We start from the raw sequence: 23,250 nt of genomic DNA on the forward strand, positions 1-23,250 counted from the left end.
TAGTAAGAATGAAATTAGACATATTTCTATCGCTTTCATATATTTATTTAAATCTAAAGTATAAATTAGAATAAATCCAGGTAAGAAAAATATAATTATACTCATGACAATTATTCTTATTATATTTAACATACTAATTATCACTCCTTGTGAAAATCATTATGTTAGTATTTTGAAAAACAAGTTGATAATTACTTGATGTAATAAACTTGTTAATTATCTGTTCATTGTTTATTGGAATATAAATATACTTAATATTATATTCATTTAAAATCAATTTTGAGTCTGCAGAGTCGGGGTATTTGAATATATTGGATATATTGTCTTTATTTTTCCATTCGTTATACACAATTGTGTATTTAGATCGAAATATCTCCTCTGATAAAAAAGGGGATAAAACTTTCAAGAGAATAGTATCTTTATTTGAATAGTATATTCTATCTGATAATTGATCAAATTTAGTATCAATTAGCCAACCAAAAATTATTTTTCTGCTTGTGAAATAAGGCATCCATTTTAAATAAAAATTTGATGAATCATAATATGTTACTATCACATCGTCTTCTAAAGTATTTGACTTTATCCAAACAAAGGAATTCATATGCTCTTTTAATGGAAAAACATTTTCTTTTGTATATATATTAAGATTAATATTTTGATAGGATAATACATTTGATATTGAGACAATTAATATAAGGACTAACACTACTGGAAAAATATTTTTTAATTTTTTTAGTAAATGATTTTCTATAATTTCATTTAGGCCAAAGGTACCAAAAAATATTATAGGTATTGATCCATATAGCAATATCCTGTTATTAATAAAATAAAAACCTAAAAAGTACGAATAACCAAGAGCTAGTATGACTACAAGAAAAGAAAGCATTAATAATTTTATTGGATCTAAAAATCGTGATTTCGTAAAATATACAATGGAACAACCTGCTAAGAAAGTTGGAATATATCCCCAAGCAAATAAAAGATCTTGGATAGGATAACTGATTCTCATTTCTTGAGAGGCATCTGCTTGTATATAAAGAAACTTTAATATAAAAGTTTCAAAATTTATTTTTGCTCCTGCTATGGTAATGAATTCTTTTGCCCCTAGAAATATTGCTAAAAAAATCAGTAATAGAACTAAAATATACTTAAATTTTTTTCCAACTACTATATATTCTATAAAAATGAAAAGCATGAAACCTAATCCTAATAAAAAAAAAGACAATAAATGTATAAAAATTAATGAAAAAAAACAAAATACGAATAAAAAAAGCCATTTGAGATTTGTTGTGTTATAGTATTTATTTAAAAATAATATGGATAATAAAATATAAACTAAGGCTAAAATTGTATGATTTGTAGACCAAATCATATCTCTAGATAATGTAGGAGATATTAAAACTAGTAAAATGCTATATAATTTCAGATTTTTTTCTTTTTCGTCTTTAAAAAGGGTATAAAATAAAAGTGGTATGCATAATAATAATAGGTAATTAAAAATGCCATGAAAGATATGTGTACTTAAACTAAAAATTTCACTAATATTTAATAAAATAATTTGAGTTATAGGATAATAAATAAGAGCGCCAGGTTTATATTTTTCTATTGAGTATCCTGTATTGTGGACAAACGAAGGATTGAATATCCCTTTCTCAATTAAAATGCGTGTACCAACCATTTCTGCTATAGCATCTTCATCTTGAGGTATTCCTTCATAAAATTGAGAAGAGTTGACTGTAAAAGGAATATAATTAGTAATGCAAAATAGTAAAAATACTAGTAAGAATATATATTTGCTATTTTCACTTTTCATAGAGATCCTCTGTTTTTTTGATATAATTATCGATTGAATAATATTTTGAGGTATTATAAGTTCCTTTTTCAATTTTTTTAATTTCTTTTGTATCATTGATTAATCTTTCAATTATTTCTTTAAGTTGGATTAAATTACCTGGCTCAAATAAATAACCATTTACTCCATCTTCGATTAATTCAGGTATCCCCCCTATGTCACTAGCAACTACTGGAGTTCCATATTTAAAGCTCTCATATATTACCATAGGTGAGTTATCATACCAAATTGAAGGAACAACGCAAATATTAGCCTTTTTATAAAATCTAACTAGTTCTTTATCAGATACAAAACCATGAAAAATAATTCTTGTATCTTCTTTAGAAAACTCTTTAAGTTCGTTCTCATCTTCTCCCTTTCCAACTATATTGAGAACGAGATTATCTTTTTTTATTCTTTTAAAAGTTTCAATTAATATGTGGGGGCCTTTATGTTTACTTAAGTTTCCAACAAAGAGAATATTTATTGATGAATAATTTTTTTTTGTTAATTTATTATTTAATTCAAGACCTAAAGGGATTTTAACTGATTTTGTTTTAATTAAAAATTTATTTTCTTTTAATTTATCAATAACAAATTGTGAAGGTGAAGTAAATATATAAGGAGAATTTTTGTCAAAAACGTATTTTTGTAAAGCTATATACAGCTTACATAGAATTGATTTTTTATTACAGATTTTTCCATGTCTATTTAATAAATTTGCTCTAGGGCATATTAATGAATAATCATGTGCAGTAAATATGAAAGGGATACCTAAAGACTTAGCAGCACTAAAAGCGGATAAGGACAATCCTTTATAATTGTTAATATGCACAATATCGGGCAATTCTTCTTTAAGAATATTCTTTATTTTAAAATACATAAATGGATTCCACAAATCAATGACGTGCCAAATAGGTTTTATTATATTTGGATATTTTTGAGCTTTATATGCAGGATATAAATTAAAAGGATTAATTCGATATACTCTTATCCCATTAGACTCTTCATGAAAATATTTCCTTTCTGAATTCGTCGCTATTATAAATATTTCGTATCCATTTTTTTTTAGACCTTCAGCTAATTTTTGTACAATTACCTCTGCACCGCCTATAATATCTGGAGGATAAAGAGTATTTATTAAGCAGATTTTCATAAGAATTCCTTAAATATTTTTATCGTTGATTTACTAGATTTTTCCCAGGTATATTTTTCTTCAATTAATTTGCGTCCATTAATTCCCATTTTTTTTGCCATTTCTTCATCTTTGAGTAGCATAATTATAGATTTAGCAAGTTCATCAGATTTTTTTGGGGTTACCAATATCCCTGTTTCACCATCTTTAATAACATATTTTATTCCACCTACATTTGAACCAATAACTGGTTTTCCACAAGCATTGCCCTCAATTAAAGTCATCCCAAATCCTTCAGAGATGTTGGTAGAAGGAAGTGTTACTATATCTGAACTTTTATAATATTCAATTAGTTTAGATTCTTCTACGTAACCAGTAAAAATAATATTATCGTGAATTCCAAGATTCATCGATAAATTTTTATATTCTGGTATCATGTCACTACTACCTACAATTACAAGATACACATTTTTTACTTCATTTAATACCGTCTTGAAAGATTCTATTAAAATATCTACACCTTTGTGTGTGTGTGATCTATTTAATTGGCCTACAAATAATATTATTTTAGATGAATAATTTAGATTATAATCTTCATGCAATTCATTTGATTCATCTAGATTATATTTCTTAATATCTACTCCTGGTGGAATCCACTTTAACTTTTCTTTATAGTTACTTAGAATTTTTGATTCATTAAAACAATAAGGAGAAGGTGTAATGATTGAAGATGAATTCTTTAGAGTATTCTTGCATAGAGTATTATTGTAAATATTACTAATTAAATTCATGAAAGAATCATCTTTCACAAGATCATTGTGATATGTTAGTATAAATGGAATACTATTCTTTTTACTTATTACAGATGCGATATCTGCATAGTATGGAACTGGCATATAAGAAGTAATTAAAGTATATTTTTCATTTTTTACTAATCTTTTTAATATAGTATGGAGAGATATTTTCACTGGCGTGTTTGAAATAACAAAATCCGGTAAGTGTCGGATAACATTAATACCATCAATATAATTTTTTTCTTTGGATAGAATAGAACTACATACCCTAGTTACATTGAAATTTTTTTTGACCAATTCTTTCTCTATATTATGTGTATAATTCTCGGCACCCCCTTTTTCTGGAAATGAATATGGAGTAACTGATAAAATATTTACTTCTTCAGGCATGATTAACCTCTCTATAATAATTTATGATTTTATTTGTTATGATACTCCAATCGTATTTCTTAGCAAATTCGATACATCTCTTTTTATTTTCTTCTTTTAAATGGATTATTTCTAATATATTTTTAGAAAAATCATTTTCAGAGATTTTACTAACTCGTCCATTATAATCGTATATCAAATATTTTGCGGCATTCATTTCATGATTACTAGTTACTACAGGCAATCCACAAGCATTTGCTTCTAGAACAACTATTCCAAATCCTTCTCTTGAGGACGGCAGAACGAAAACTTTTGAAGATTTCATAAGGGAAATTAAATCTGTGTGCTCACCTATAAATGCTAAAAAAGAAACGTTATTATTCAAGTTTAAGTTATTTGCTAATATTATTAGTTTTTCTTTTTCAGGACCATCTCCAACAATATTACATTTTATATTGGGAATTTCTTTTTTTAATAGATAGATAGATCTTAATAATAAATATAGATTTTTATGTTCGATTAGCCTTCCAACAAAAATTATATCTGATTTATTTTCTGATGGGTTAACTCTTGATATAAAATCATATTCAATGCCAACCGGTATTATTTGTATAGATCCTTTGCATCCAATCTTTTCTAGATTTAACTTTGTTAACTCAGAAACAGCAATGTTGTAATTTGTAATTTTTGAGACAAATTTTTCTATTATCTTTCCAAAAACTCCCTTTTTACCTAAATACTCATACCAATAATTATCCCAAACTTCATGCCAAGTTATTATCAATTTTTTTCTTTTTAATAGAGATACTAATTTAGCCGTAAGACATGAAAAATACGGAAAATTCTGACAATCGATTATTTCATAATCTCCTTTTAATAATGGGAAGAATAGTCTAATTGAGAAATATAAGGCCTCTTTTATAGATCTTTTATCATTTTTATATAATTCTAAACTCTTACAAACACCATGCAGGTATACTCCTTGATTTATAATTACATTTTCTCCGTCCCAATATTTCATGCAATAGATGTGTATTTCATGTCCTTCTGATGCCAATCTATTTGTGATATCCCATAAACGTTTCTCCATTCCTCCTTTACTATAGGGATAAATTACATCAATAACTATAGCAATCTTCAAGCAATCACGATTTTATATTTTAGATTATCTCCATTTATTTGTTCAACAAGTAAGTAATCCCTTGCTTCAATCCAATTTTGGCCTCAAATCCAAGTTCTTTTTTGCTCTTTGACGTATCTGCCAAGGTATCTTTGACATATCCTTTTATTGGATTATCCAAATAGCTTGGAATAATAGAAGTATTTAGACTATCGTTTATTAGCTCTACAACTTCATTCAAACTATAGGAAACTCCAGTTCCGATATTGTAAATTCCAAACTTGAGTTTAGAATTAAAAGTTTTCAAAATACCATTGGTTACATCATCTACATAGATGAAATCCCTTCGTTGCTCTCCATCTCCATATATGATTGGAGATTTTCCATTTTTCATATCCCATAAGAATTGAGATACTAAATTTGCATATCTTCCTTTTGATCTTTCATTTGGGCCATAAACTGAGAAGAATCTAAGCCCAATTGACATAGTTTCATGCCAATCATGATGTAAACTAGCCAATCTTTCCATTGCGTATCTAGTTTCTGTGTAGTAATCCTTAACAAATATATCCATATCTTCTCTCCAAGGTGTAGGATTTCCATTGTAGATTGAAGAAGTAGAGGCCCAGACAATTTTAACATTTAAGCTCTGGCTAAGCTTTAACATATTAATAAAGTCGTTTATGGCAATTCCTAGTAAAGAAGGATTTTCTTTATACATCGGAGAGGAAGAATAGATTCCTAAATGAAATATTCCATCTATGTCCTTAACATCTTGTTGGGAAATATCTCCTATATTTTTATTGATAAAATCAATATCTTTGTTATATTTTGCAATATTATCTAAAGAGCCAGTATGTAGATTATCTGCAACTATCGTTTCATTTCCTTTTTTTATTAATTCGTCAACTAGATGACTTCCTATGAAACCTGCGCCACCAGTAACTAAGTATTTTGACATTAAGATCCCCTCGTTGAATATATATGTTTGATATTAAAAATACTCATGACAAATGATGTAAACATTATCTCTATTCCTATAATAAAGATTGTGAGTGCTAGTATGGCAAGTCTCAATGATGAAACGGGGAGCGCACCCATACCATTAGAGGTCCAAGCCAAAAGTATCCATAAATTGAAAATAAATCCAAGTATAGATATTATCCCTCCAATTTTTAATCCGCTTTCCAAACTGAAGTGTGAATGATAAAAACTAACAGTCCTACTCTCCGGTATAAGCCCTTCAGTAACACCGTACTCCTTCACAATTAGGGAGTAGAGAATTATCTGGAATCCAAATAATGTAAGTAAACTACCTAATACCATCGGGTGTATATCAAGTTTGATCACACCCACCCTCAATGGTCCAAATAACAATAAAGTCATAAGTATTAGTCCACAACCAAATAACAATAATCCTGGGATCATGAAGAGGTAGTTTGGTGCAAGAAGCATCATAAATCTTAAGTGTCTCCACCCATCGGCGAATGAACTTATCTTTGCTTCACTACCGTTTCTTGGATAGAGTTTTATCGGAACTTCCTTTATAACTAATTTCTTCTGAATTGCCTTTATAATCATCTCTGAGGCAAACTCCATCCCACCTGTCTTAAGATCAAGTTTCTTCCAGGCATCTCTTGTAAATCCCCTCATTCCACAATGGGTATCAGAAACTTTTCCATGAAAGAATAAGTTCAATACTCTAGTCAATAGAGGATTTCCGATATATCGATGTAAGAATGGCATTGCGCCTTTTTCAATACCACCACCAAATCTATTTCCAATAACAAAGTCAGCTTCTTTGTTTTGAAGTGGCCCTAAAAACTTCGGTAGTTCCAGAAAATCGTAGGTGTCATCAGCATCCCCAATTATAATGTATTTTCCTTTAGAAGCGTTTATTCCATCAAGGTAAGCGTTGCCATATCCCTTTTCCTTAGGATGTATAACTCTTGCACCCTTTGATCTTGCAATTTCAGGAGTTGAATCTGTTGAACTATCTGAAACTACTATTTCGCCGTTTATTTTGTATTCATTGAAGATTTTATTTATCTTATCGATGCAAATACCGATGGTCTTCTCCTCGTTTAGTGTCGGTATAACGACTGAAACTTCAATCATGCAATAGCTCCCTTACAGTTTTTTTTACTGAATCAAAAGAATTGTATTTAGGGGCATACCCTAGGCTAATCAACTTGTCAATGCCCAATAGCATTCTTGGAATATCCCCCTTCCAGCCTATCTCCCCACCGGTAAACTTAAACTTTGGATTCAATCTCATTTTATTGGAAACAAGCTCCGCTATCTTTTCTACAGAAATGTGGTCTAGAGATCCTATATTGAAAATATTAACCTTATCATTGCTATTATTATATGCAAAAAGTATCTGGTCTATACATTCTCCAATATAGAGGTAAGATTTCAATTGTTTTCCGTCTCCAAGTATCTCAAGCTCTGTAGGATTCTTTTTCAGCTTCTCTATAAAATCCGGTATAATCCCGTGATTTGACCTTTCGCCGATTATGTTGGCAAATCTAAATATCCACGACTTAAAACCGAATGTATGGCAGTAAGAAGAAATCAACCCCTCACATGCAAGTTTAGACGCTCCGTAAATAGATTCAGGTATCAAAGGCCCATAATGTTCTGGTGTCGGCATTGGAGCTCTTCCATATACAGTTGAAGAGGAAGTGAAGACAATCTTTCCTACATCCTTTTTTCTCATGGCCTCCAACACATTGTAAGTTGCAACGATATTTTGGTCGAAATGAATTTTTGTGTCAACTGCACTTAGCTTGACATCAGGATTAGCAGCTATATGAAAAACTGTATCAATACCTTCAAAATCACTTAAAATACTTTCTAAATCTAGAAGGTCTTTATTTACAAAGGATGCCTTTGGATTAATATAATCTTTCTTGCCAGAGCTTAGATTATCAATTACAGTGACATTATTGTCATTGATAAGCCTATCAACAAGATGACTCCCTATGAAACCCGCTCCACCAGTAACTAAATAATTAGCCATCAATTTACCTCACAGATTTTATCTTTTATAGTTTTACTAAAAATCTTAGAATTTGCCCCTATAACTGCGTTTATTATAGTTGATGAGCTAACTATAGAGTTTGGTAGGATAACGGCATTATCGATATGGGAACTAGTGATATTACAATCCTTTCCAATTACAACGTTATTGCCTATCTCACATTTTTCATCTATTTTTGAATTTTCACCGATAAAGGATTTGCCTTTAAGCAGTAAGGAATTTGCCTCTAGGTAAGAGTCTCGATCCCCTATATCAATCCACTTGCCACCCATGACTTTCCCGTAAATAGGGTGTCCCATTCTTACTGCAAACTCAATAAACTTACCAGGGCTATCAACATAGCCGCTATCAACGGCTTTCCTAAGCAAAGAAATAGAACTCTTCGGATAAATATAAAGTGCTGTTGATACAAGTGATGATTTTGGGTCTTTTGGCTTCTCTTCAAAATGTTTTATGTAATTATTTTCAAGTGTTATCTCTGAATAAAGTTTTACCTTCTCCATATCTTTCAGATCATGCAATCCAACAGTTAGTGAATTTGACTTTTTATAAGTATCAACTAGTTCTTTAATTGAAAAGTCAAAGTAGTTATCCCCTGCACAAATCAATAGGTCATCACTTATCCCCTTACTATCAATTAGGTACAATATTGCTCTTAAAGCTCCTAGTTTTTCTGCCTCAGATTTCGCAGGCTCAATAAAAAGTTGAAATTTTTCACCTAGCTCTGATGAATCCACCCATTTTCTATAATCTTCTTCAAATAATTTTGATGTTGTTATGTAAATCTTATCTAAGTTTTTTATCTCAGATAATTTATCGCAGACATGCTCTAAGCAGGATTTATTGCCTAGCGGTAGCAAAGGCTTACTACAGGTAAGCGGTTTCATTCGTGTAGCAAAGCCGCCTGCAAGAACTATTCCAATCATTTCGCTCAACTGTATGTTCTTTCCCAGTAGTAGCCTTTCTTACCTGTGCTTTTGTCTACTTCTGCATACATAATGTAATGTGCAATCTTATCTGCATCTGTTATTGCACTTCCCTTTTGCAATGTCTCAAGGTCATCCCATACCTCTAACCAGATCTTTGTTTCTTTGATATCTTTTACTAGAAAGTCTACAAGGTCCTTAACTTGCGTTTTAGTTGCAGATGAGCTTACAATGATTACCATGGTCCTTCTACCATCTTGCTCAATTCTGTCAATATACGTCCTATATGCAATTAGCTCTTTGTATTGTTCTGCTGGTTCCTCAGGTGTGACCGTAGTCTTTTTCTCTGAACAACCTGAAAATAATATTCCTCCTAAAATCAATAAAACTATTACTAATCTATACTTCATTTAAGACCTCCTTTTGAATTGGGTAGATCATTTCAATCAAATAGTAAGCTATCCCCAATACCATAATTGATATTACTAAATTATAAATATTCTCAAAACTTAAAATGGTAAGACTTATCCAAAAAATAGCAGCGAGAGGTATTTCAGTCAGGATTTTCCTAGTAGAAATATCTTGTCTATTTTTGTAAAATAGAAACATGGTGAAAATAAAAGGCAAGGCCAACTGTTTTCCCATCTCAAGGAAAAAAGTTGTAGAATATAATGCCAAAGATATGGCCCAAATAAGGCATGTTAAAGTTAAAGCAAATACTATTCCATTATAGGATCTATTTTTAAATAAATCAAATCCAACATAAATATAAGAAACTAGCGCAAAAGCGCTTGCTATATTTTGTCCTATTAAAATGGTGCTACCATACAACAATTGACCAATTTCATGAAAACCTATTAGAACATACCCAAAAATTAGTAAATTTAAAATTATAAAAGCTAACGAAAAAATATCTTTCATATGATTCAACTTACAGTTTGTGTGGACTGCTCTCGAATGTTACTCCAAATCTTGTTGTAATTCGGTAGATATAGGTCTGACCTGGTTTGGCTGGGAATACTCCTCTCCAAGCCCCATTTTCATATGTTAGATCGTATGCGATTCCATCAATTATAACTTGGACTGAATCGAAGGTTCCTAAAGGCACATCTACTACAAAGGAATAGTTGTTACCGATTTGTTGAGGGCCTGGTGGAAATGGGCTAGAGCTGACTCCCCCAGTAACTACTGAAGGGTACTGAGCAGAAACGCTTGCCATTGCCATTACCATCATTAATATAGCAAGTCCTACTATCAACTTTGCTTTCATTTAATCACCGATAATTGATTTTTTTTCTAATATATAAATCTTTCTAAAAAAATTTAAGATATTCGCAAAAAATAGGGAAAATTTAAATTTTTCCCTATTTTCCCTATTTTTTTCCATATTTTTATTTGTTTTCAACTTCATAAATTGTAAGGGAAGGGTATGCAATGTCCGATAGATATATCATTTCTCTAGAAATATAATAATTTTTAAGGAAAAATGAATCTTCTATAATGGCCTTGTAATTTATTGTATTTTTTCCACCGGAAACAAATACATCTGGCCACCCTTCAACATACCACACCTTTTTCCCATTGAAAATTGCTGTATCAATCCTTTCTTTAACTTCTGTATCCTCCAAGGAATAAAAATCAATTATCTCAGAGTTAAGATGCCCAGATAAATAATAAAATTTAAAGACCCTTCCATAAGGGGAAGCAATAGCATCCACGCCTTCAATTTCTACCATTTCAGTAACGCCATCAAAAAGAGAAAGTGGCGTTGCAACATGATTTTCTGCAAGGGATTTATCAGAAGCCCAGTTGTCCACCGTAATAACAGATGATCCCAACGAAGCAAAAATGCAGACACCGATAACTACAAACGAAATTAAATTGTTTTTCTCCCTCATCTTTATTATGCCGTATGAAACAAAAATTAGCATTAAAACTAGTGGCACTGAAAGGTACCTATGCGACCAGCCACTATAATTAATATAGAAGAGGGATATAACTAGAACTACTGAAACATAGAATAATTCGTCTATTTTCCTAATATCTTTAAAATAAAAGATAAAGGGTATGATAGAGATAATCCCAAGAGAAAAAAAGATGCCAATCCCCATGTCAAATGAAAAGGCCATACTTGTTTGTGGTGAGGCTACTGGAGAGAGTAGTAACTTTAGGGTTGCAATGGTCAATGAAATGTAATCCTCTTTTATAAAAAAATTTGGCCCCCCTCCTCTTGTAAAAAAATTTAAAGCATTCGGGAAGGAATAGAAGAATATTCCAAGTAAAGCCCCGTACACCGCTCCAGAAATAAGAAGATCTTTACTTTTGGGAATAGAAAATTTCCTAAAATAAAATAGGAAAAGATAGAACACAATAGCAAATAGGACGTTCGGCAGTTTAAATGAAAATAAGAGGAATAGAGAAATCCCAAGTAATATCCCTTTTACCGTGCTGGGCTTCTCCTTTAAAGACAAAAAAATAATCCCCGATATTAAAAAGAAAAAAACGACAAAGATGTCCCAAATCAAGACTTTTGACAGGGCCACCAATGTAGGATTGATAGATACAAATAGTGCTGCCAAAGCAGCTATCCTTTCATCCTTTGTCATCTTTAAGACAAAGTAATAGGATAAGGGTATGCAGAGTATCCCGGCTAAACAGACTGCTAGAACAACAGGATACAAATCTTTTGATATGGAAAAGCACAGTAGGCCAAGTCCAGTTACACCTATCATGCCAGAATCGTATTTTACAGGTACACCTTGCAATATCTCCAAAGCAGGAGTCAATCTAAAAAAGGTATCATTGAACCATACGTAATTGGTGTTAAGCTTGTACAATCTTAAGAAACTTCCAAGTATAATGGAAAGTGCCAATATCTTAACTGCTGGGCTTTTCATCTTCCTCCTCCAGAAGTAAAGATAATGATATAATCAAGACAGAAGTCATTATCCCAAGCAGTATGGAAATATAAGAAAGGTCCCAGAACCTATAAGTAATAAGGCCGCCACCCAGTATCCCAAGTATTACTATACCTAGGTAATATCTCACGGATTTATCTTTAGCATTAAATAGCAGTATTAAAGAGGCCAGTATGCATGCCAAGACAAGAAATCCTAAGACCGGCATTGAATAGAGCTTAAAGGAATAGAAGACGTATATCAAAAGGGTAACTATGATTAGAACAAAAACAACTGGCCCAATATTCTTTTCAGTTATTTTAAAGTTAAAATAGTTCAGAGCAGCAAAAAATATCAATAACAACTCAAGAAAAATAATAATACGTAGTGCATCGTTATTTTCTGGGAGCACCCCACTCAATTTAGAGAATAAGAGAACAAGAGATGTGAAGAGTATAATTAAAGTCACAGGCAAAAGTTTTCTCATAGTAATTCTTTCCTCTTGGCTACTCATAAGATTTTAGTACGGATTTAACGCTCCCTTCTATTTGGCTTTGGAGGGAAAACTCCCCCTTTGGATCAAGGTAGTAGATGAAGCCTACAATATTTGAACTCTTAAACGATATTGCCCTCACTGGATATCTGTTACTGTTTTCAGTTAGGGCATAATCGTATTGTATGGAAGAAAGTTCTGTAGAAACGCCGTCCCCTCCTCTTGTATAGCCCCTCCTTAAGCTGTCAAAACTTCCAACATAAGTTGAAATCTCCCTGAAGAACTTGTTGTGTTTGCCGTATTCAACGAGAAACAGTGTTATATAGACTTCAGCACCACCCGTAGTTTTGGAGGGGTAAATAACATATCCTTCCTTTACAACTGAGAGGTCTACCACACCTTCCGCCCCGTCAAGAGAGAAGTTGTCTATAGTCATACTCCGCATCAAGGAAAATGGCAAGGTAGCTAGAATCTTAGCTGGAACAGTGCTAGCTTCTCCTTGTGTGAATATGTGCCTTGACTTGTCGTCAATTATCGCCTTATCAATAGGCTCGATAGTAGTAGCAGGATCATTTTCAATTATGGCCTTAGGTATGGAAATAATCTTTTCAAATATAGTCTCCTCTTCACTAGCAGTTGTATCTAGCGGAGCGACGTACAGTACATTTGTAACAATCGCGTATGTGGATAAGGATAAAATCAGTAGGATCAAAAGTAAAAGTAAGCCTTTATTGCCCCTAGATAGCTTATTTGGAGTTTTCTTTCGGGATTCAATATCTTTTTGATAGGCTCTTTTCAAGTGGCGGGAAACTATCTCTTTCTTTAAAGATTCAAACTCGTCCTTTGATACCTCGCCTCTGACATATCTTCTCGTTGCTTCCCTAATCTCTCTATCGAACTCATCGTTTGTGGCCATCAACTGTAAAATAATCTAATATTTTTTTAACTTTTTCTGTTTAATTAGTTTAAGAAATAAATAAAAGAAAAATTTAATTTGATCTAATCTCTAAAGCTTTTGGTTTGCGCCCTGGAATACTACCCCTGCGGAAGTTACAATTTGATAGTAATAAATTGTACCTGATGAAAGCCCCGGTATTGTAACAATCCATCTAGTGTTACTGTATTCCATAGGGTAAGTCTTGCCGTTAATTACAACGGAGACTGACGAGAATACTCCGCTTGGAGATTCTACAATGAAGGTGTATGACCCGTCTGGATTTACCTGGGGACCTACGCCTGCTGATGAAGATGAGTTGTCAACTACTGAAGGGTACTGGGCAGAAACTAAAGATAAGCTAAAGATTAGGATAGTTGCTATTGCAAATAAAGATAACTTAGACTTCATATATATCCTCATTATAGTTAGTTAAATTTCTTTTATAAGTTTTTCCTTAAGGTTATTTGTAAGAATTTAATATTGAAATGATCTTTTTCTCATTGTCTATCTGGGAGGAAAAGAGCCCAAGGTTGTCAAGATGGTATATATAGACGATAAGATTAGATTTTTTAATCGCTGTAAGCCTTACATTTGACTGGAAAGATTTGTCACCTGCCGGATAAAACTTGAACTGGTATTGGATTGAGGGTGAAGATGTGAGTTTAGGGCCGTCCACCTTCTCATATAATGTAGAATTTATGTTGTATGCAGATTCAAACGATGACATGTATCGGTCAAGCTCTTTGAAGAATGTATCTTCCTTGCCGGGCTCAATGACAAATATCGTTATCATCGTGTTACTGTCTTTGGGTGGCCTGTCAGAGAAGAGGTAGTACCCGCCCCTCACAACTGAAGTGTTTATTATACCTTCACCACCGTATATTGAAGGTGTGCCAAAGCTCATTGATCTCGGTACATTGATCTTCAATTCCGATTGAACCTTGTAGATAATTGAATTTGCCTCTGGGACTGTAAAGGTGTGTGTGGCTTTATCTTGGGAAATATAATCATCGATTATAGTGTTTGTTTGTGTAATTGTTGATGTAGGTGTTTCTATGGTAGATGTGGATGAAACAGGTGGCGGGACTGAAATCTGAGGGATATTTGGAGGGGAGTATGGCTCAGAATTTTGATTGCCTGCCTGGCTATTATCCTGGCTCAATGAAGGGATTATCTCCTTTGGGACAGATTTCTCAATTGTGCTGACTATTACAGAGCCCTTTTGCCCAAGCTCTGGAATTATCTTAAAAGAAAGACCTATCAAGAGCAATCCAATCAAAATAAATGGGAATGCATTTTTTATAAAACTAGAATCTTTTGCGGGTTTTTGGATTTTTTGTTTTCTAATCTTCTGTTTTTTTATGCGATGTGTATCTGTGTGTCCTTGAGGGATACCGCTTGCCCTAGCTAGAATTTCCCTTTTTCTTATCTCATAATCCTTTTCCGGAATAGATCCGTTTTCATATTCCCTCTCAAGCCTGAAAAGCTGTCTTTCGGCTGAGGGAGGCATTTGATTATTTTTCATGGCTATTTAGTATAGTATTAAAAATAATTTAAAAGAAAAAGATTAAAAAATTAAAGATTCTTTTTCTTTATCTTAATTGAGGATGGTGGTAGTCCGCCTTTGTGTCTGTGAGGTCTAAGCTTTGGTGCGCCTGGTCTTCCTGGTAGGGCTGGTCCCTTTGGCATTGGTGGTCTCTTTGGACCTCCTTTATTTGCAAATTTAAGGAAGTATATTGCACCAGCAAGTATTAGTAATCCAAGACCTATACCAAGGTATAGTATTAAGTTGTTCTTTGGAAGTGCAGTGTCAACAATTGCTGTTGCCTCGCCTGCTGTTATCTGCTCCTCTACTGCAGTGTATCCGCCTTTCGATACTTTGACTGTGTGTGTTCCGAGTTTGAGCCCTGTAACAAGAAGCTCTCCCTGGTCATCTGTTATTCCAGAAAGTGTGCCGTCGATATAGACACTTGCTCCAGTAAGTGGTGCGCCGCTTGCATCTGTTGCAACTACCCTAATTGAGCCTGTTGCAGGGGCTAAAGTTATAGATAGTGATGAAGTCTGGTTTGATGTGATGTTAGTTGTCTGCTGAAGGCTTTCTGCAAATCCACTAGATACTGCTGATACCCTGTATGCGCCTGGTGCAAGCTGAGTTGAGCCTGTACCTCCAGATGTTGTAATTGACCTAACTACAGCTCCAGTGCTTGATCTTATTGTTACTGTAGCGGTGTTTATTGTTGCACCTTTGTCATCTTTAACTGATACTGTTAGTGTACCTCTTATTGAGTTAAGCACTATGTTTCCAAGAACAGATTGCAAGTTTACTGTCTGCTTTGACTGGACACTGAATGATGAGGATGTGTATGCATCGTATCCTGCCTTTGATATTGTCACGATGTATGTTCCAGGTAGTGCATCGAAGGAGAACTGGCCTATTGAGTTAGTTGTCTTTGTATCGACAAACTCCTCACCAGGGTACTTCTTCAATACAACAGTTGCAGATGAAACTATCTGGCCGGTGTCATCCTGGACTATTCCTGTGACTGTTCCCTTTGTTTCAAGGATTACAATCTTTTCTCCAGTTGTGAGTGATGTAGGCTGTAAGTCTCTTAATTCCTTTTCGTATGCCGGGATCTTTATGTAGTATGTGCCTGTTGAGGGGAGTGGTGATGACTGGAACTTTCCTTCACTGTTTGTAAGACGGCTATCTACCTTTACATCTGTAGACTGATTGTATATGTCTATCAAGACATTTGGTGCAGCAGTTCCTATTGCATCAAAGTATACTGATCCCCAGACATAACCCTCTGTACCTGGTGTTGTTAGAGTTATAGTCTGTGTTGTGTTTCCATTAACTAGGACTGTAGCTGTTCCATAGTCGACATATCCTGAGGCAGTTATGTTGTTTATTGTGTGGTTACCTCCGGAAAGGCTTGAGAATGTTACCTGCCCTGCAGCATCAGTTGTCTGGGCTGTGCCGTCAACTGTGACTGTAGCACCGGATATTGCAGTTCCTCCAGAGTTTTGTACTGTGATTGTCAAGTTTCCTGCAGAGTATGTTATTGGAACACACACACCAGATTGACAGGTCTGACCTGAGGGACATGGAACTGTTGAAGAACACTCTGGTGTTGATGGCTGCTCGTTGTCAGGGACATTCACTGTAAAACTCCATGGGGCTGTGAACTGAGTTCTATTTCCTGCAGTATCTACTGCACATACTCTCCAGAAGTATGTTCCATTGTAGAGTGGTGTCTGAATGGTGTACCCCATGTTTAGTAATAGGTTATTGTCTGGATTAACTCCCAATACCTGGAAAACCCCAGCGATATCTGTTGTTTTATCAGAGGGGAAAGTAATATCTTTGGAGTATTGTATTATATAGCTTGATATCTCCCTTACTACACAATCACACCTTGAATGTCTCCATTCTAAAGAGGGATTTCTTGTGTTAGTAGTGAATCCATTTGATGGTGATCTAAGTCCTAATGCTAAATTGTCTCTTGGAGCAACTAAGCATTCATCTGGCCAGTTGTTGTTACAAGTAGTTACCCCTGAAGGTATTTCGCCCCAAACTAGAGGAGGGGATGTGCTTACCCTAAAGTTTCTTGTAGGCGAATTTGTTCCACGATTTCCAGCAGAATCAACTGCATATACTCTCCAATAGTAAGCATCGCCTGGGTTAGTTAATAGAGTTTCTGGGAAATCCTTTGTAGGCACAAAAACTTGTAGTAGTTAATGGACCTCTTTGATAAGTCACGTCTTTCCATGGCGTAAATTGGCTAGTATTCCATTTTGAATCAGGAGAAGTTCCACTAAATGAAGAATTTGCAGGTCCTGGTGCGTCGGGGAAACTTGCATTTCCAGATATTTGGATATAGTATCTTACTGGATTAGATAAATCATTCGTATCCGATACAGACGCCCAAGTAAATGTTGGCCTCTTGTTCTGGCTTACCTGTCCATCTGTCAACGTAATTAGTTGTGGTCCTGGAGGGCCTGTTGTATCAACAGTAAATCTCCAAGTCCCAGAGTAAGCCTGTGAATCTAAGTTTGATGAAACCGCCCAGTACCAGACCCCGTCTTCAAGCCTGCCTATGGCTGGTGTTGGCGGAGTTGATACTGAAACATTATAGTCCATTATACTAGTTGTTAAAGGGTCCCAATCATTTGAAAATCCGTTGACTGCGATCTTATCAGGGTATAATGTATAGTTAATAAAGACATTGTCCCCTCTAGAGAGTCTTATGTTATAAGATGTAGCACTTGGAACTTTTCCCCATCTTAAAACTGGGTCATTATAATTCAAGAGAGAGAGATCAGTTGGTGAATTAAGTCCAGGTCTTACAGTTGAAACTGAGAACTGCCTTGTTTCAGAATATGGGCTCTGATTACCTAGTTTATCTGTCGCCCATACTCTCCAGTACCATGATCCATTTGAAAGTGCTTGAGATTTGTGGCCCCTACTATTTACAACTGATGTTCCTATTGACCAGTTATTGTAATTTGCAGCTGAGCCAGTATCACAAAAAACAGGAGAATTTATAGATTCATTTACATCAACACTTTGTGTAATAACATTTGATGAGAAATCAGCTGTTGTTGAGTATTGGATATGGTATGTAATACAGTTGTTTTGTCCAAGATCTGCTGGTCTTTCAGCTGAAATGTCAGTAATTTTACTGAAATTGAAATCAACTACGTTTTGATGATTTGGAACTGAGTACCCATTATTTGGAAACCTTAATGCAGGCGCATCTGTTGCAGTGTCCACATAGAAGAATGCACCGTCTGAATCAGTTTCTTTTGACAAGTAAGGTGGAGTGGTGCTTCTAAGGGGATCCCATGCAGAAGCATTAATAGTTGTTCCTACATTTCCAGAGATGTCTTCCCCAGATACAGTAATTTGAGCAAATCCATTATATGTGTTTGAAGTTGGAATATTGTAGGTAGCGGTGAAAATAGATGCAGGCGCAGATTCAGTGACAGTGAGTGTAGTCCATGTAGTTTGATTGTGTAGTTTTACTTGAACTGTTGGTTTTGATTTTAGAGTTTCAGATGCATGGATCCTAACTTGCATTGACCCTCCGCCTACTACATCCGGTGTTGTATTATAATCAATTTTAGGTGTTTTTAGATAACGAATTCTGAAATTAGGAGGAGTTGTATCATCTGAAGTAACAGTAAGGCTTCTTGATGAAGAGTAAGCACTTTCATTATTTAATGTGTCTGCAGCCTTTACTCTCCAGTAGTATGTACCAGGTATAATACTAGTTGTATATGCCCTAGTTGAGGCTGAAGGAACAGTCCATGCAGCCCCAGATAATGGGGTGCCTGCATCATCATCAAAAACTCCGGCTACGGTTACGACATTAGAGCCAAATGTGGAAGAGGTAGAATATTGTAATGTGTAAGTTACATTTTTATTTGAAATATCGGGAATCTTTTCCCATATGAATACAACTGTAGGAGATGCTTGAGAAGCACCGTTAGAGGGGCTAGAAAGTACTGGAACAGGACACTGTGAATCTACTATAAATGAAGGCCCATCGTATGTTGCCCAATTGATAGTAGTTCCTATATTTCCGGCCATGTCTTTTGCAGAAACAGTTACTGTTGCTAACCCATCACTTGCCCCGCTGGTACTTGTTATTGAATAAGAACCAGTAAAGATGCTATCAGGATATGACGATGATTGTGAGGTCATTGTAACTGACGTTTCAGTTTTATTAATCTGTTTGACTTTTACTGTGGGTCTATCGCTAGTTGATGAAGTCGGAGCCACTGGTTCATCTGCAAAAAGTTGAAGAGTAACAGTACCTAATCCCAAGATATCGTTAATCCCTATCGCATTCTCAACTTTTGGAGATTTAATGTATCTCATTTCAAATTCAGGAGGGGTATTATCTACAAATGTATTTGGGAGTAGATTTCCTAATGTACCACCACCAGTTGCCGCTATTGTCCAAGTGTCACCTAAAGTATCTACCAAAGGTGCGGCTGTAATCTTAACAGGAAATGTAATAGTAGCACTTCCAGAAGCCCCGGTATGATTATAACTTATTGTTCCTGCAGGGCTAGTATAATCTATTGACCACCCTGATGGGGCAGATGGCTGACTACCAAGATTAGCTAAGGTATATGTTGCTGGTGGTGTGATAGTAATCTTAGTTAGTGGAGTTCCTGATGGAACACTACTATAAGTAATTTTAACATTGAAATTCATCGGCATGCTTCCGCTATTGAAATAAGCCGTTCCAGAAGTTGCACTAGTTAAGGCAACTCCCCATGTTTCTGCAGCACTAACCTCCCCAAACTCAATTGCTCCAAATAAACTAAATACTAACAATGATCCAAATATAAAACTTAAAATCTTCTTATTCAAACAAATCTACCTCCTTTTTTGAAACGATTAGTTTTTTTATCATAAGATTTCGATTCTTAACAGTATCATCCATATAATCAATTCTCTTAATTGTGTCATAATTTAAACCAATTTTTGGTTCATAATATCTCAAGCTAATACCTCCCTAATGTGAAACGATATAAAAACATTATCATGAAACGATTTTACCATAATTTCAGAAAATGAAACACTCAATTTTAGCTCTCCTCCAACATCTTTACCATCTTTTCCAAAAAATCTTCCCAGTTCTCAGCCTTCATCTTGCCCTTCCACTCGATGAGCTTGAAGTAGAGATCGTCTGGGATGCCCTTAATCGTTATACTTTTCATCAATTAACCTCTATGATTAACAATTATCAGTTTTCGGCATATATATGTATAAACTGTTATCTACTATCATTATCATTTATCGCTAATAGTATTTAAAGCTTTCGCATTTATTGCTTATCAATGCAAATACTTCTTAAGAAATCTTTGGAGTTTTTACTGTTAACACTGGCTAAAATAGTGATAAATATGTATTAGAAAAGTTTATATCCGTAGTAACATATATGGAATAGGCGATACTCTGGAAAAACTGCATCTTCCAATTATTATTATTGAGATGGATGAAGATGGCGTATATATAGTAAGTTGCCCACAACTCAAAGGTTGCCACTCTTATGGAGAAACTATAGAAGAAGCAATGGAAAACATCAAAGAAGCTATAGAGCTTTGCTTAGAAGATCAAAATCCAAACGATTTAAATAAATTAAAGAGCTTTACAATTCTAAGAAATAATACCTTAATTGAACTAAGATGTATGGACTATTTTAGAAGATATCTAGAAGATCCTTAGTTGAGTATATATTTACAATATTTTGATTTTTCAAATCCTTATCATTTGACCATATCCCACATTTTAATTTTAAGGCTAAAGCAAAATACGCGCAATCATCGGGATCAGGCGATATTATTTCTGCCTTTTGTAAAAAGCTAGAAAAATAATTTTTAGAAATTATATTAATATTTGATTCAAAAAACAATCTAGAAACATATTTTTTTAATTCAGAATTAGATAATCCTGTTTTATTTTGTAGGTAATCAATGTGTTTATTTATTTCAAATTGTAAATATTCAGGAGCGTATAGTACATATTTATTACTAATTAAAATTTCTCTAGTTTTACTATCTTTAATAAATGCAGCAAATATAATGTTGGCATCTACTACAAGTTCCAATATATCAATCCTTATAGTGTTTTCTCAAAGATTTATTTACTTTTTTACCAAGAATAATTGTATCTTCAATAGTAAGGGCACTTCTATCCAAATTTTTTTCCATCTCTTCTAAAAAGGAGATTTTTTCTATTATCGCATTTTTAACTATTTCAGACCAATTAATGTCAGAAAATTTCTCCATTTCTAGTTTAATATCTTCGGGAATTGAAATAATATCGGATTTCATCTGATTAAATATTATAAAAGTAATATATAAAATTTGGCTTTTACAAATCTGCCCAAGCATTATCCTCCTCTACAGTTAGCCAATCTTTTTTTAGAGAGGATTCACTCATTAGAGAAATTTCAAGAATATCCATTTTCTTTGTTTTTAAATAAATCATGAAATCTAATACTTCTTCTAAAATAGGTTCAGGAGTTTTTTCAATTTCTTTGATGATTATTTCTTTAACTTTCATCATATATTTTGAAGTATGAGATTATTTAAGTCTTTTCTAAATGAATGAAAGAAATCTTTGGAGTTTTGCTTTTAACACTGGCTAGATACGTTAGCCACCTCTTAAAACTTCTAGTTACAATGTTCCAAGACAATGTTAGAAAATCCCTATATTAATTATAAGTATCGCCCTATTTATGGAGCCAATAAGGAAGTTCAACAGATTTGAATTAAAGTATCTCCTCTCGATAGAACAGGTAGAGGAGTTAAAGAAGGATCTGGAAAAATACCTCCTATTGGACGACCATGGAAACTCTGGAACTTACGCTATAACAAGCCTCTACTACGACACTGAAGACTATCGCTTCTACTGGGAGAAGATCGAAGGAATAAAGTTCAGGAGAAAACTAAGGATAAGATTCTACGAAACAATTGATAAATTAACTGAAGATTCAATTGTCTTTGTCGAGATAAAGCAGAGGACTAACAAAACTGTGCAGAAGAGGAGGGTTGCACTAAAATACAAAGATGCCCTTCTTCTTTGCAATGAAAGAAAGATCCCACCTCACGATCCAAGAGATTCTCTTGTGATAGAGGAAATTCTTTCAATGCTAATTAATTACAACTTAAAGCCCACACTAATTACAAGTTATTTTAGGAAGGCTTATGTCGGCTCTGACTACGATATCGGCCTTAGGATAACTTTTGACACAAACATAAGGTATAGGGTAAATAATCTTGTCTTGGATTCCAAAGAGATAGGAAATTTCCTTATCTCTCCTGACAGATCAATTCTAGAAATTAAGGCAAATGAAAGGATACCCTACTGGGTGACTGAAGTCATAGGGCACAGGAACTATAGGCTTATTAGAATTAGTAAATACTGCACAGGATTAGAGGCGGCGCAAAAGGTTCCAAATTACGCTTATGAGGTGTTTTAATGGCAAATTTATTGGATGAAATTTTTAATTTTCAGGATTTGAGCGGTACTTTTTCCACAACAGATGTAGTGCTAGGACTAACACTTTCTTTTGTGTTGGTCTCATTTATCGGGTGGATATACCAGAAGACTCACAAGGGTGCGTCCTATACCCAGAGTTATGTCCAGACACTAGTGCTTATGGCGCTTGTCGTTGACATAATAATGCTTGTTGTGGGATCAAACATAGCTAGGGCATTCTCCCTTGTAGGGGCGCTATCTATAATAAGATTTAGAAATGCTATGAAGGAGACAAGGGATGTTGGATTCATATTCTTTGCAATGGCGATAGGGATGTCAACAGGAACAAAGTTCTACTTCCTTTCGATAGTTGCTACAATAATAATAGGTATGATCATCTACATCATGTATAGATTTGACTGGTATTCAAGGCCACTTACAAGCCAGATACTAAAGATACAGGTCAATAACGAAGTAGACTTCCAGAAGTTATTTGACGATACATTTGTCAAGTACACTGAATCATCTGACCTGATAAGTGTCGACTCTGTTAGGTCTGGTATGCTCACTGAACTTGTATATAGTGTTAAACTAAAGAAAAACTCTGACAAACACAAGTTTTTGAGTTCGATAAAGACACTAAACGGCAACTTAAAGGTCACGCTGATCACTGGATACAACACAACTGACCTTTGAGGGGG

General features: G+C 34.1%; 25 protein-coding genes. 3 read left to right on the forward strand and 22 right to left on the reverse strand.

Features of this window, described 5'->3' with window-relative positions:
- Positions 1-133: 133 nt before the first annotated feature.
- From HPY60_07700 to HPY60_07790, 19 genes are all read right to left on the reverse strand, one after another.
- The gene (locus HPY60_07700; protein ID NPV51059.1) at positions 134-1,813 is read right to left on the reverse strand and encodes a hypothetical protein; all 1,680 of its coding nucleotides are present in this window, start codon (positions 1,811-1,813) and stop codon (positions 134-136) included.
- Positions 1,803-2,987: a glycosyltransferase family 4 protein gene (locus HPY60_07705; protein NPV51060.1), complete on the reverse strand. Its 1,185-nt coding sequence runs from the start codon at positions 2,985-2,987 to the stop codon at positions 1,803-1,805. Before HPY60_07705 ends, HPY60_07700 begins: the two co-directional genes overlap by 11 nt.
- Positions 2,984-4,150 carry a glycosyltransferase family 4 protein gene (locus tag HPY60_07710; protein ID NPV51061.1) on the reverse strand — a complete coding sequence of 389 codons (1,167 nt, stop codon included), beginning with the start codon at positions 4,148-4,150 and terminating at the stop codon, positions 2,984-2,986. Before HPY60_07710 ends, HPY60_07705 begins: the two co-directional genes overlap by 4 nt.
- Complete coding sequence (locus HPY60_07715) at positions 4,143-5,270, reverse strand: glycosyltransferase family 4 protein (protein NPV51062.1); 1,128 nt, start codon at positions 5,268-5,270, stop codon at positions 4,143-4,145. Before HPY60_07715 ends, HPY60_07710 begins: the two co-directional genes overlap by 8 nt.
- Before the next feature lie 34 nt (positions 5,271-5,304).
- A complete protein-coding gene (locus HPY60_07720) occupies positions 5,305-6,210 on the reverse strand; it encodes an NAD-dependent epimerase/dehydratase family protein (protein NPV51063.1) in 906 nt (301 codons plus the stop codon).
- The gene (locus HPY60_07725) at positions 6,210-7,367 is read right to left on the reverse strand and encodes a glycosyltransferase family 2 protein (GenBank protein ID NPV51064.1); all 1,158 of its coding nucleotides are present in this window, start codon (positions 7,365-7,367) and stop codon (positions 6,210-6,212) included. The genes HPY60_07720 and HPY60_07725 overlap by 1 nt, the downstream gene beginning before the upstream one ends.
- Positions 7,360-8,274 carry an NAD-dependent epimerase/dehydratase family protein gene (locus tag HPY60_07730; GenBank protein NPV51065.1) on the reverse strand — a complete coding sequence of 305 codons (915 nt, stop codon included), beginning with the start codon at positions 8,272-8,274 and terminating at the stop codon, positions 7,360-7,362. Before HPY60_07730 ends, HPY60_07725 begins: the two co-directional genes overlap by 8 nt.
- Positions 8,274-9,221, reverse strand: coding sequence for an NDP-sugar synthase (locus tag HPY60_07735; protein NPV51066.1), 948 nt, complete (start codon positions 9,219-9,221; stop codon positions 8,274-8,276). The genes HPY60_07730 and HPY60_07735 overlap by 1 nt, the downstream gene beginning before the upstream one ends.
- Before the next feature lie 5 nt (positions 9,222-9,226).
- A complete protein-coding gene (locus HPY60_07740) occupies positions 9,227-9,631 on the reverse strand; it encodes a hypothetical protein (protein NPV51067.1) in 405 nt (134 codons plus the stop codon).
- On the reverse strand, positions 9,621-10,142 hold the full coding sequence (locus HPY60_07745) for a hypothetical protein (GenBank protein NPV51068.1): 522 nt from the start codon (positions 10,140-10,142) through the stop codon (positions 9,621-9,623). The genes HPY60_07740 and HPY60_07745 overlap by 11 nt, the downstream gene beginning before the upstream one ends.
- A 10-nt stretch (positions 10,143-10,152) precedes the next feature.
- Positions 10,153-10,440 carry a hypothetical protein gene (locus tag HPY60_07750; protein ID NPV51069.1) on the reverse strand — a complete coding sequence of 96 codons (288 nt, stop codon included), beginning with the start codon at positions 10,438-10,440 and terminating at the stop codon, positions 10,153-10,155.
- Between the two features lie 172 nt (positions 10,441-10,612).
- On the reverse strand, positions 10,613-12,118 hold the full coding sequence (locus HPY60_07755) for a phospholipid carrier-dependent glycosyltransferase (GenBank protein ID NPV51070.1): 1,506 nt from the start codon (positions 12,116-12,118) through the stop codon (positions 10,613-10,615).
- On the reverse strand, positions 12,099-12,605 hold the full coding sequence (locus HPY60_07760) for a hypothetical protein (protein NPV51071.1): 507 nt from the start codon (positions 12,603-12,605) through the stop codon (positions 12,099-12,101). The genes HPY60_07755 and HPY60_07760 overlap by 20 nt, the downstream gene beginning before the upstream one ends.
- 19 nt (positions 12,606-12,624) lie before the next feature.
- Positions 12,625-13,527, reverse strand: a complete 903-nt coding sequence (locus tag HPY60_07765) for a hypothetical protein (GenBank protein NPV51072.1) — start codon at positions 13,525-13,527, stop codon at positions 12,625-12,627.
- A 90-nt stretch (positions 13,528-13,617) separates the two neighbouring features.
- The gene (locus HPY60_07770; protein NPV51073.1) at positions 13,618-13,956 is read right to left on the reverse strand and encodes a hypothetical protein; all 339 of its coding nucleotides are present in this window, start codon (positions 13,954-13,956) and stop codon (positions 13,618-13,620) included.
- A gap of 52 nt (positions 13,957-14,008) precedes the next feature.
- The gene (locus HPY60_07775) at positions 14,009-15,073 is read right to left on the reverse strand and encodes a hypothetical protein (protein ID NPV51074.1); all 1,065 of its coding nucleotides are present in this window, start codon (positions 15,071-15,073) and stop codon (positions 14,009-14,011) included.
- A 50-nt stretch (positions 15,074-15,123) separates the two neighbouring features.
- A complete protein-coding gene (locus HPY60_07780; protein NPV51075.1) occupies positions 15,124-17,268 on the reverse strand; it encodes a carboxypeptidase regulatory-like domain-containing protein in 2,145 nt (714 codons plus the stop codon).
- On the reverse strand, positions 17,231-19,933 hold the full coding sequence (locus tag HPY60_07785; protein ID NPV51076.1) for a hypothetical protein: 2,703 nt from the start codon (positions 19,931-19,933) through the stop codon (positions 17,231-17,233). Before HPY60_07785 ends, HPY60_07780 begins: the two co-directional genes overlap by 38 nt.
- Positions 19,926-20,066 carry a hypothetical protein gene (locus HPY60_07790; GenBank protein ID NPV51077.1) on the reverse strand — a complete coding sequence of 47 codons (141 nt, stop codon included), beginning with the start codon at positions 20,064-20,066 and terminating at the stop codon, positions 19,926-19,928. Before HPY60_07790 ends, HPY60_07785 begins: the two co-directional genes overlap by 8 nt.
- A 491-nt stretch (positions 20,067-20,557) precedes the next feature.
- On the opposite strand from HPY60_07790, the gene HPY60_07795 reads away from it, so the two are divergent.
- On the forward strand, positions 20,558-20,791 hold the full coding sequence (locus tag HPY60_07795; GenBank protein NPV51078.1) for a type II toxin-antitoxin system HicB family antitoxin: 234 nt from the start codon (positions 20,558-20,560) through the stop codon (positions 20,789-20,791).
- Here the strand turns inward: HPY60_07795 and HPY60_07800 are convergent.
- From HPY60_07800 to HPY60_07810, 3 genes are read right to left on the reverse strand one after another with little or no spacing between them, the layout of a single operon-like run.
- The gene (locus HPY60_07800) at positions 20,766-21,173 is read right to left on the reverse strand and encodes a hypothetical protein (protein NPV51079.1); all 408 of its coding nucleotides are present in this window, start codon (positions 21,171-21,173) and stop codon (positions 20,766-20,768) included. The genes HPY60_07795 and HPY60_07800 overlap by 26 nt on opposite strands.
- A gap of 4 nt (positions 21,174-21,177) precedes the next feature.
- Positions 21,178-21,399: a hypothetical protein gene (locus HPY60_07805; protein NPV51080.1), complete on the reverse strand. Its 222-nt coding sequence runs from the start codon at positions 21,397-21,399 to the stop codon at positions 21,178-21,180.
- 40 nt (positions 21,400-21,439) lie between these two features.
- Complete coding sequence (locus tag HPY60_07810; GenBank protein NPV51081.1) at positions 21,440-21,631, reverse strand: DUF2281 domain-containing protein; 192 nt, start codon at positions 21,629-21,631, stop codon at positions 21,440-21,442.
- 175 nt (positions 21,632-21,806) lie between these two features.
- Here HPY60_07810 and HPY60_07815 point away from each other — a divergent pair, with 175 nt between their 5' ends.
- Both HPY60_07815 and HPY60_07820 read left to right on the forward strand, forming a co-directional pair.
- Positions 21,807-22,550 carry a polyphosphate polymerase domain-containing protein gene (locus HPY60_07815; protein NPV51082.1) on the forward strand — a complete coding sequence of 248 codons (744 nt, stop codon included), beginning with the start codon at positions 21,807-21,809 and terminating at the stop codon, positions 22,548-22,550.
- Entirely contained in the window at positions 22,550-23,245 is a 696-nt protein-coding gene (locus tag HPY60_07820) for a DUF4956 domain-containing protein (GenBank protein ID NPV51083.1), read from the forward strand. The genes HPY60_07815 and HPY60_07820 overlap by 1 nt, the downstream gene beginning before the upstream one ends.
- Positions 23,246-23,250: the final 5 nt, after the last annotated feature.

This window comes from Methanofastidiosum sp. (assembly GCA_013178285.1).
Classification (GTDB): Archaea; Methanobacteriota_B; Thermococci; order Methanofastidiosales; family Methanofastidiosaceae; genus Methanofastidiosum.

What these genes read in the sequence shown, in the direction of transcription:
- HPY60_07820 (NPV51083.1), top strand. Translation starts at nt 22,550, where the DNA reads ATGGCAAATTTATTGGATGAAATTTTTAATTTTCAGGATTTGAGCGGT.
- HPY60_07815 (NPV51082.1), top strand. Translation starts at nt 21,807, where the DNA reads ATGGAGCCAATAAGGAAGTTCAACAGATTTGAATTAAAGTATCTCCTC.
- HPY60_07750 (NPV51069.1), bottom strand. Translation starts at nt 10,440, where the DNA reads ATGGCAAGCGTTTCTGCTCAGTACCCTTCAGTAGTTACTGGGGGAGTC.
- HPY60_07730 (NPV51065.1), bottom strand. Translation starts at nt 8,274, where the DNA reads ATGGCTAATTATTTAGTTACTGGTGGAGCGGGTTTCATAGGGAGTCAT.
- HPY60_07795 (NPV51078.1), top strand. Translation starts at nt 20,558, where the DNA reads ATGGATGAAGATGGCGTATATATAGTAAGTTGCCCACAACTCAAAGGT.
- HPY60_07705 (NPV51060.1), bottom strand. Translation starts at nt 2,987, where the DNA reads ATGAAAATCTGCTTAATAAATACTCTTTATCCTCCAGATATTATAGGC.
- HPY60_07725 (NPV51064.1), bottom strand. Translation starts at nt 7,367, where the DNA reads ATGATTGAAGTTTCAGTCGTTATACCGACACTAAACGAGGAGAAGACC.
- HPY60_07735 (NPV51066.1), bottom strand. Translation starts at nt 9,221, where the DNA reads ATGATTGGAATAGTTCTTGCAGGCGGCTTTGCTACACGAATGAAACCG.
- HPY60_07770 (NPV51073.1), bottom strand. Translation starts at nt 13,956, where the DNA reads ATGAAGTCTAAGTTATCTTTATTTGCAATAGCAACTATCCTAATCTTT.
- HPY60_07765 (NPV51072.1), bottom strand. Translation starts at nt 13,527, where the DNA reads ATGGCCACAAACGATGAGTTCGATAGAGAGATTAGGGAAGCAACGAGA.
- HPY60_07755 (NPV51070.1), bottom strand. Translation starts at nt 12,118, where the DNA reads ATGAAAAGCCCAGCAGTTAAGATATTGGCACTTTCCATTATACTTGGA.
- HPY60_07805 (NPV51080.1), bottom strand. Translation starts at nt 21,399, where the DNA reads ATGAAATCCGATATTATTTCAATTCCCGAAGATATTAAACTAGAAATG.
- HPY60_07810 (NPV51081.1), bottom strand. Translation starts at nt 21,631, where the DNA reads ATGAAAGTTAAAGAAATAATCATCAAAGAAATTGAAAAAACTCCTGAA.
- HPY60_07720 (NPV51063.1), bottom strand. Translation starts at nt 6,210, where the DNA reads ATGTCAAAATACTTAGTTACTGGTGGCGCAGGTTTCATAGGAAGTCAT.
- HPY60_07700 (NPV51059.1), bottom strand. Translation starts at nt 1,813, where the DNA reads ATGAAAAGTGAAAATAGCAAATATATATTCTTACTAGTATTTTTACTA.
- HPY60_07775 (NPV51074.1), bottom strand. Translation starts at nt 15,073, where the DNA reads ATGAAAAATAATCAAATGCCTCCCTCAGCCGAAAGACAGCTTTTCAGG.
- HPY60_07745 (NPV51068.1), bottom strand. Translation starts at nt 10,142, where the DNA reads ATGAAAGATATTTTTTCGTTAGCTTTTATAATTTTAAATTTACTAATT.
- HPY60_07760 (NPV51071.1), bottom strand. Translation starts at nt 12,605, where the DNA reads ATGAGAAAACTTTTGCCTGTGACTTTAATTATACTCTTCACATCTCTT.
- HPY60_07740 (NPV51067.1), bottom strand. Translation starts at nt 9,631, where the DNA reads ATGAAGTATAGATTAGTAATAGTTTTATTGATTTTAGGAGGAATATTA.
- HPY60_07710 (NPV51061.1), bottom strand. Translation starts at nt 4,150, where the DNA reads ATGCCTGAAGAAGTAAATATTTTATCAGTTACTCCATATTCATTTCCA.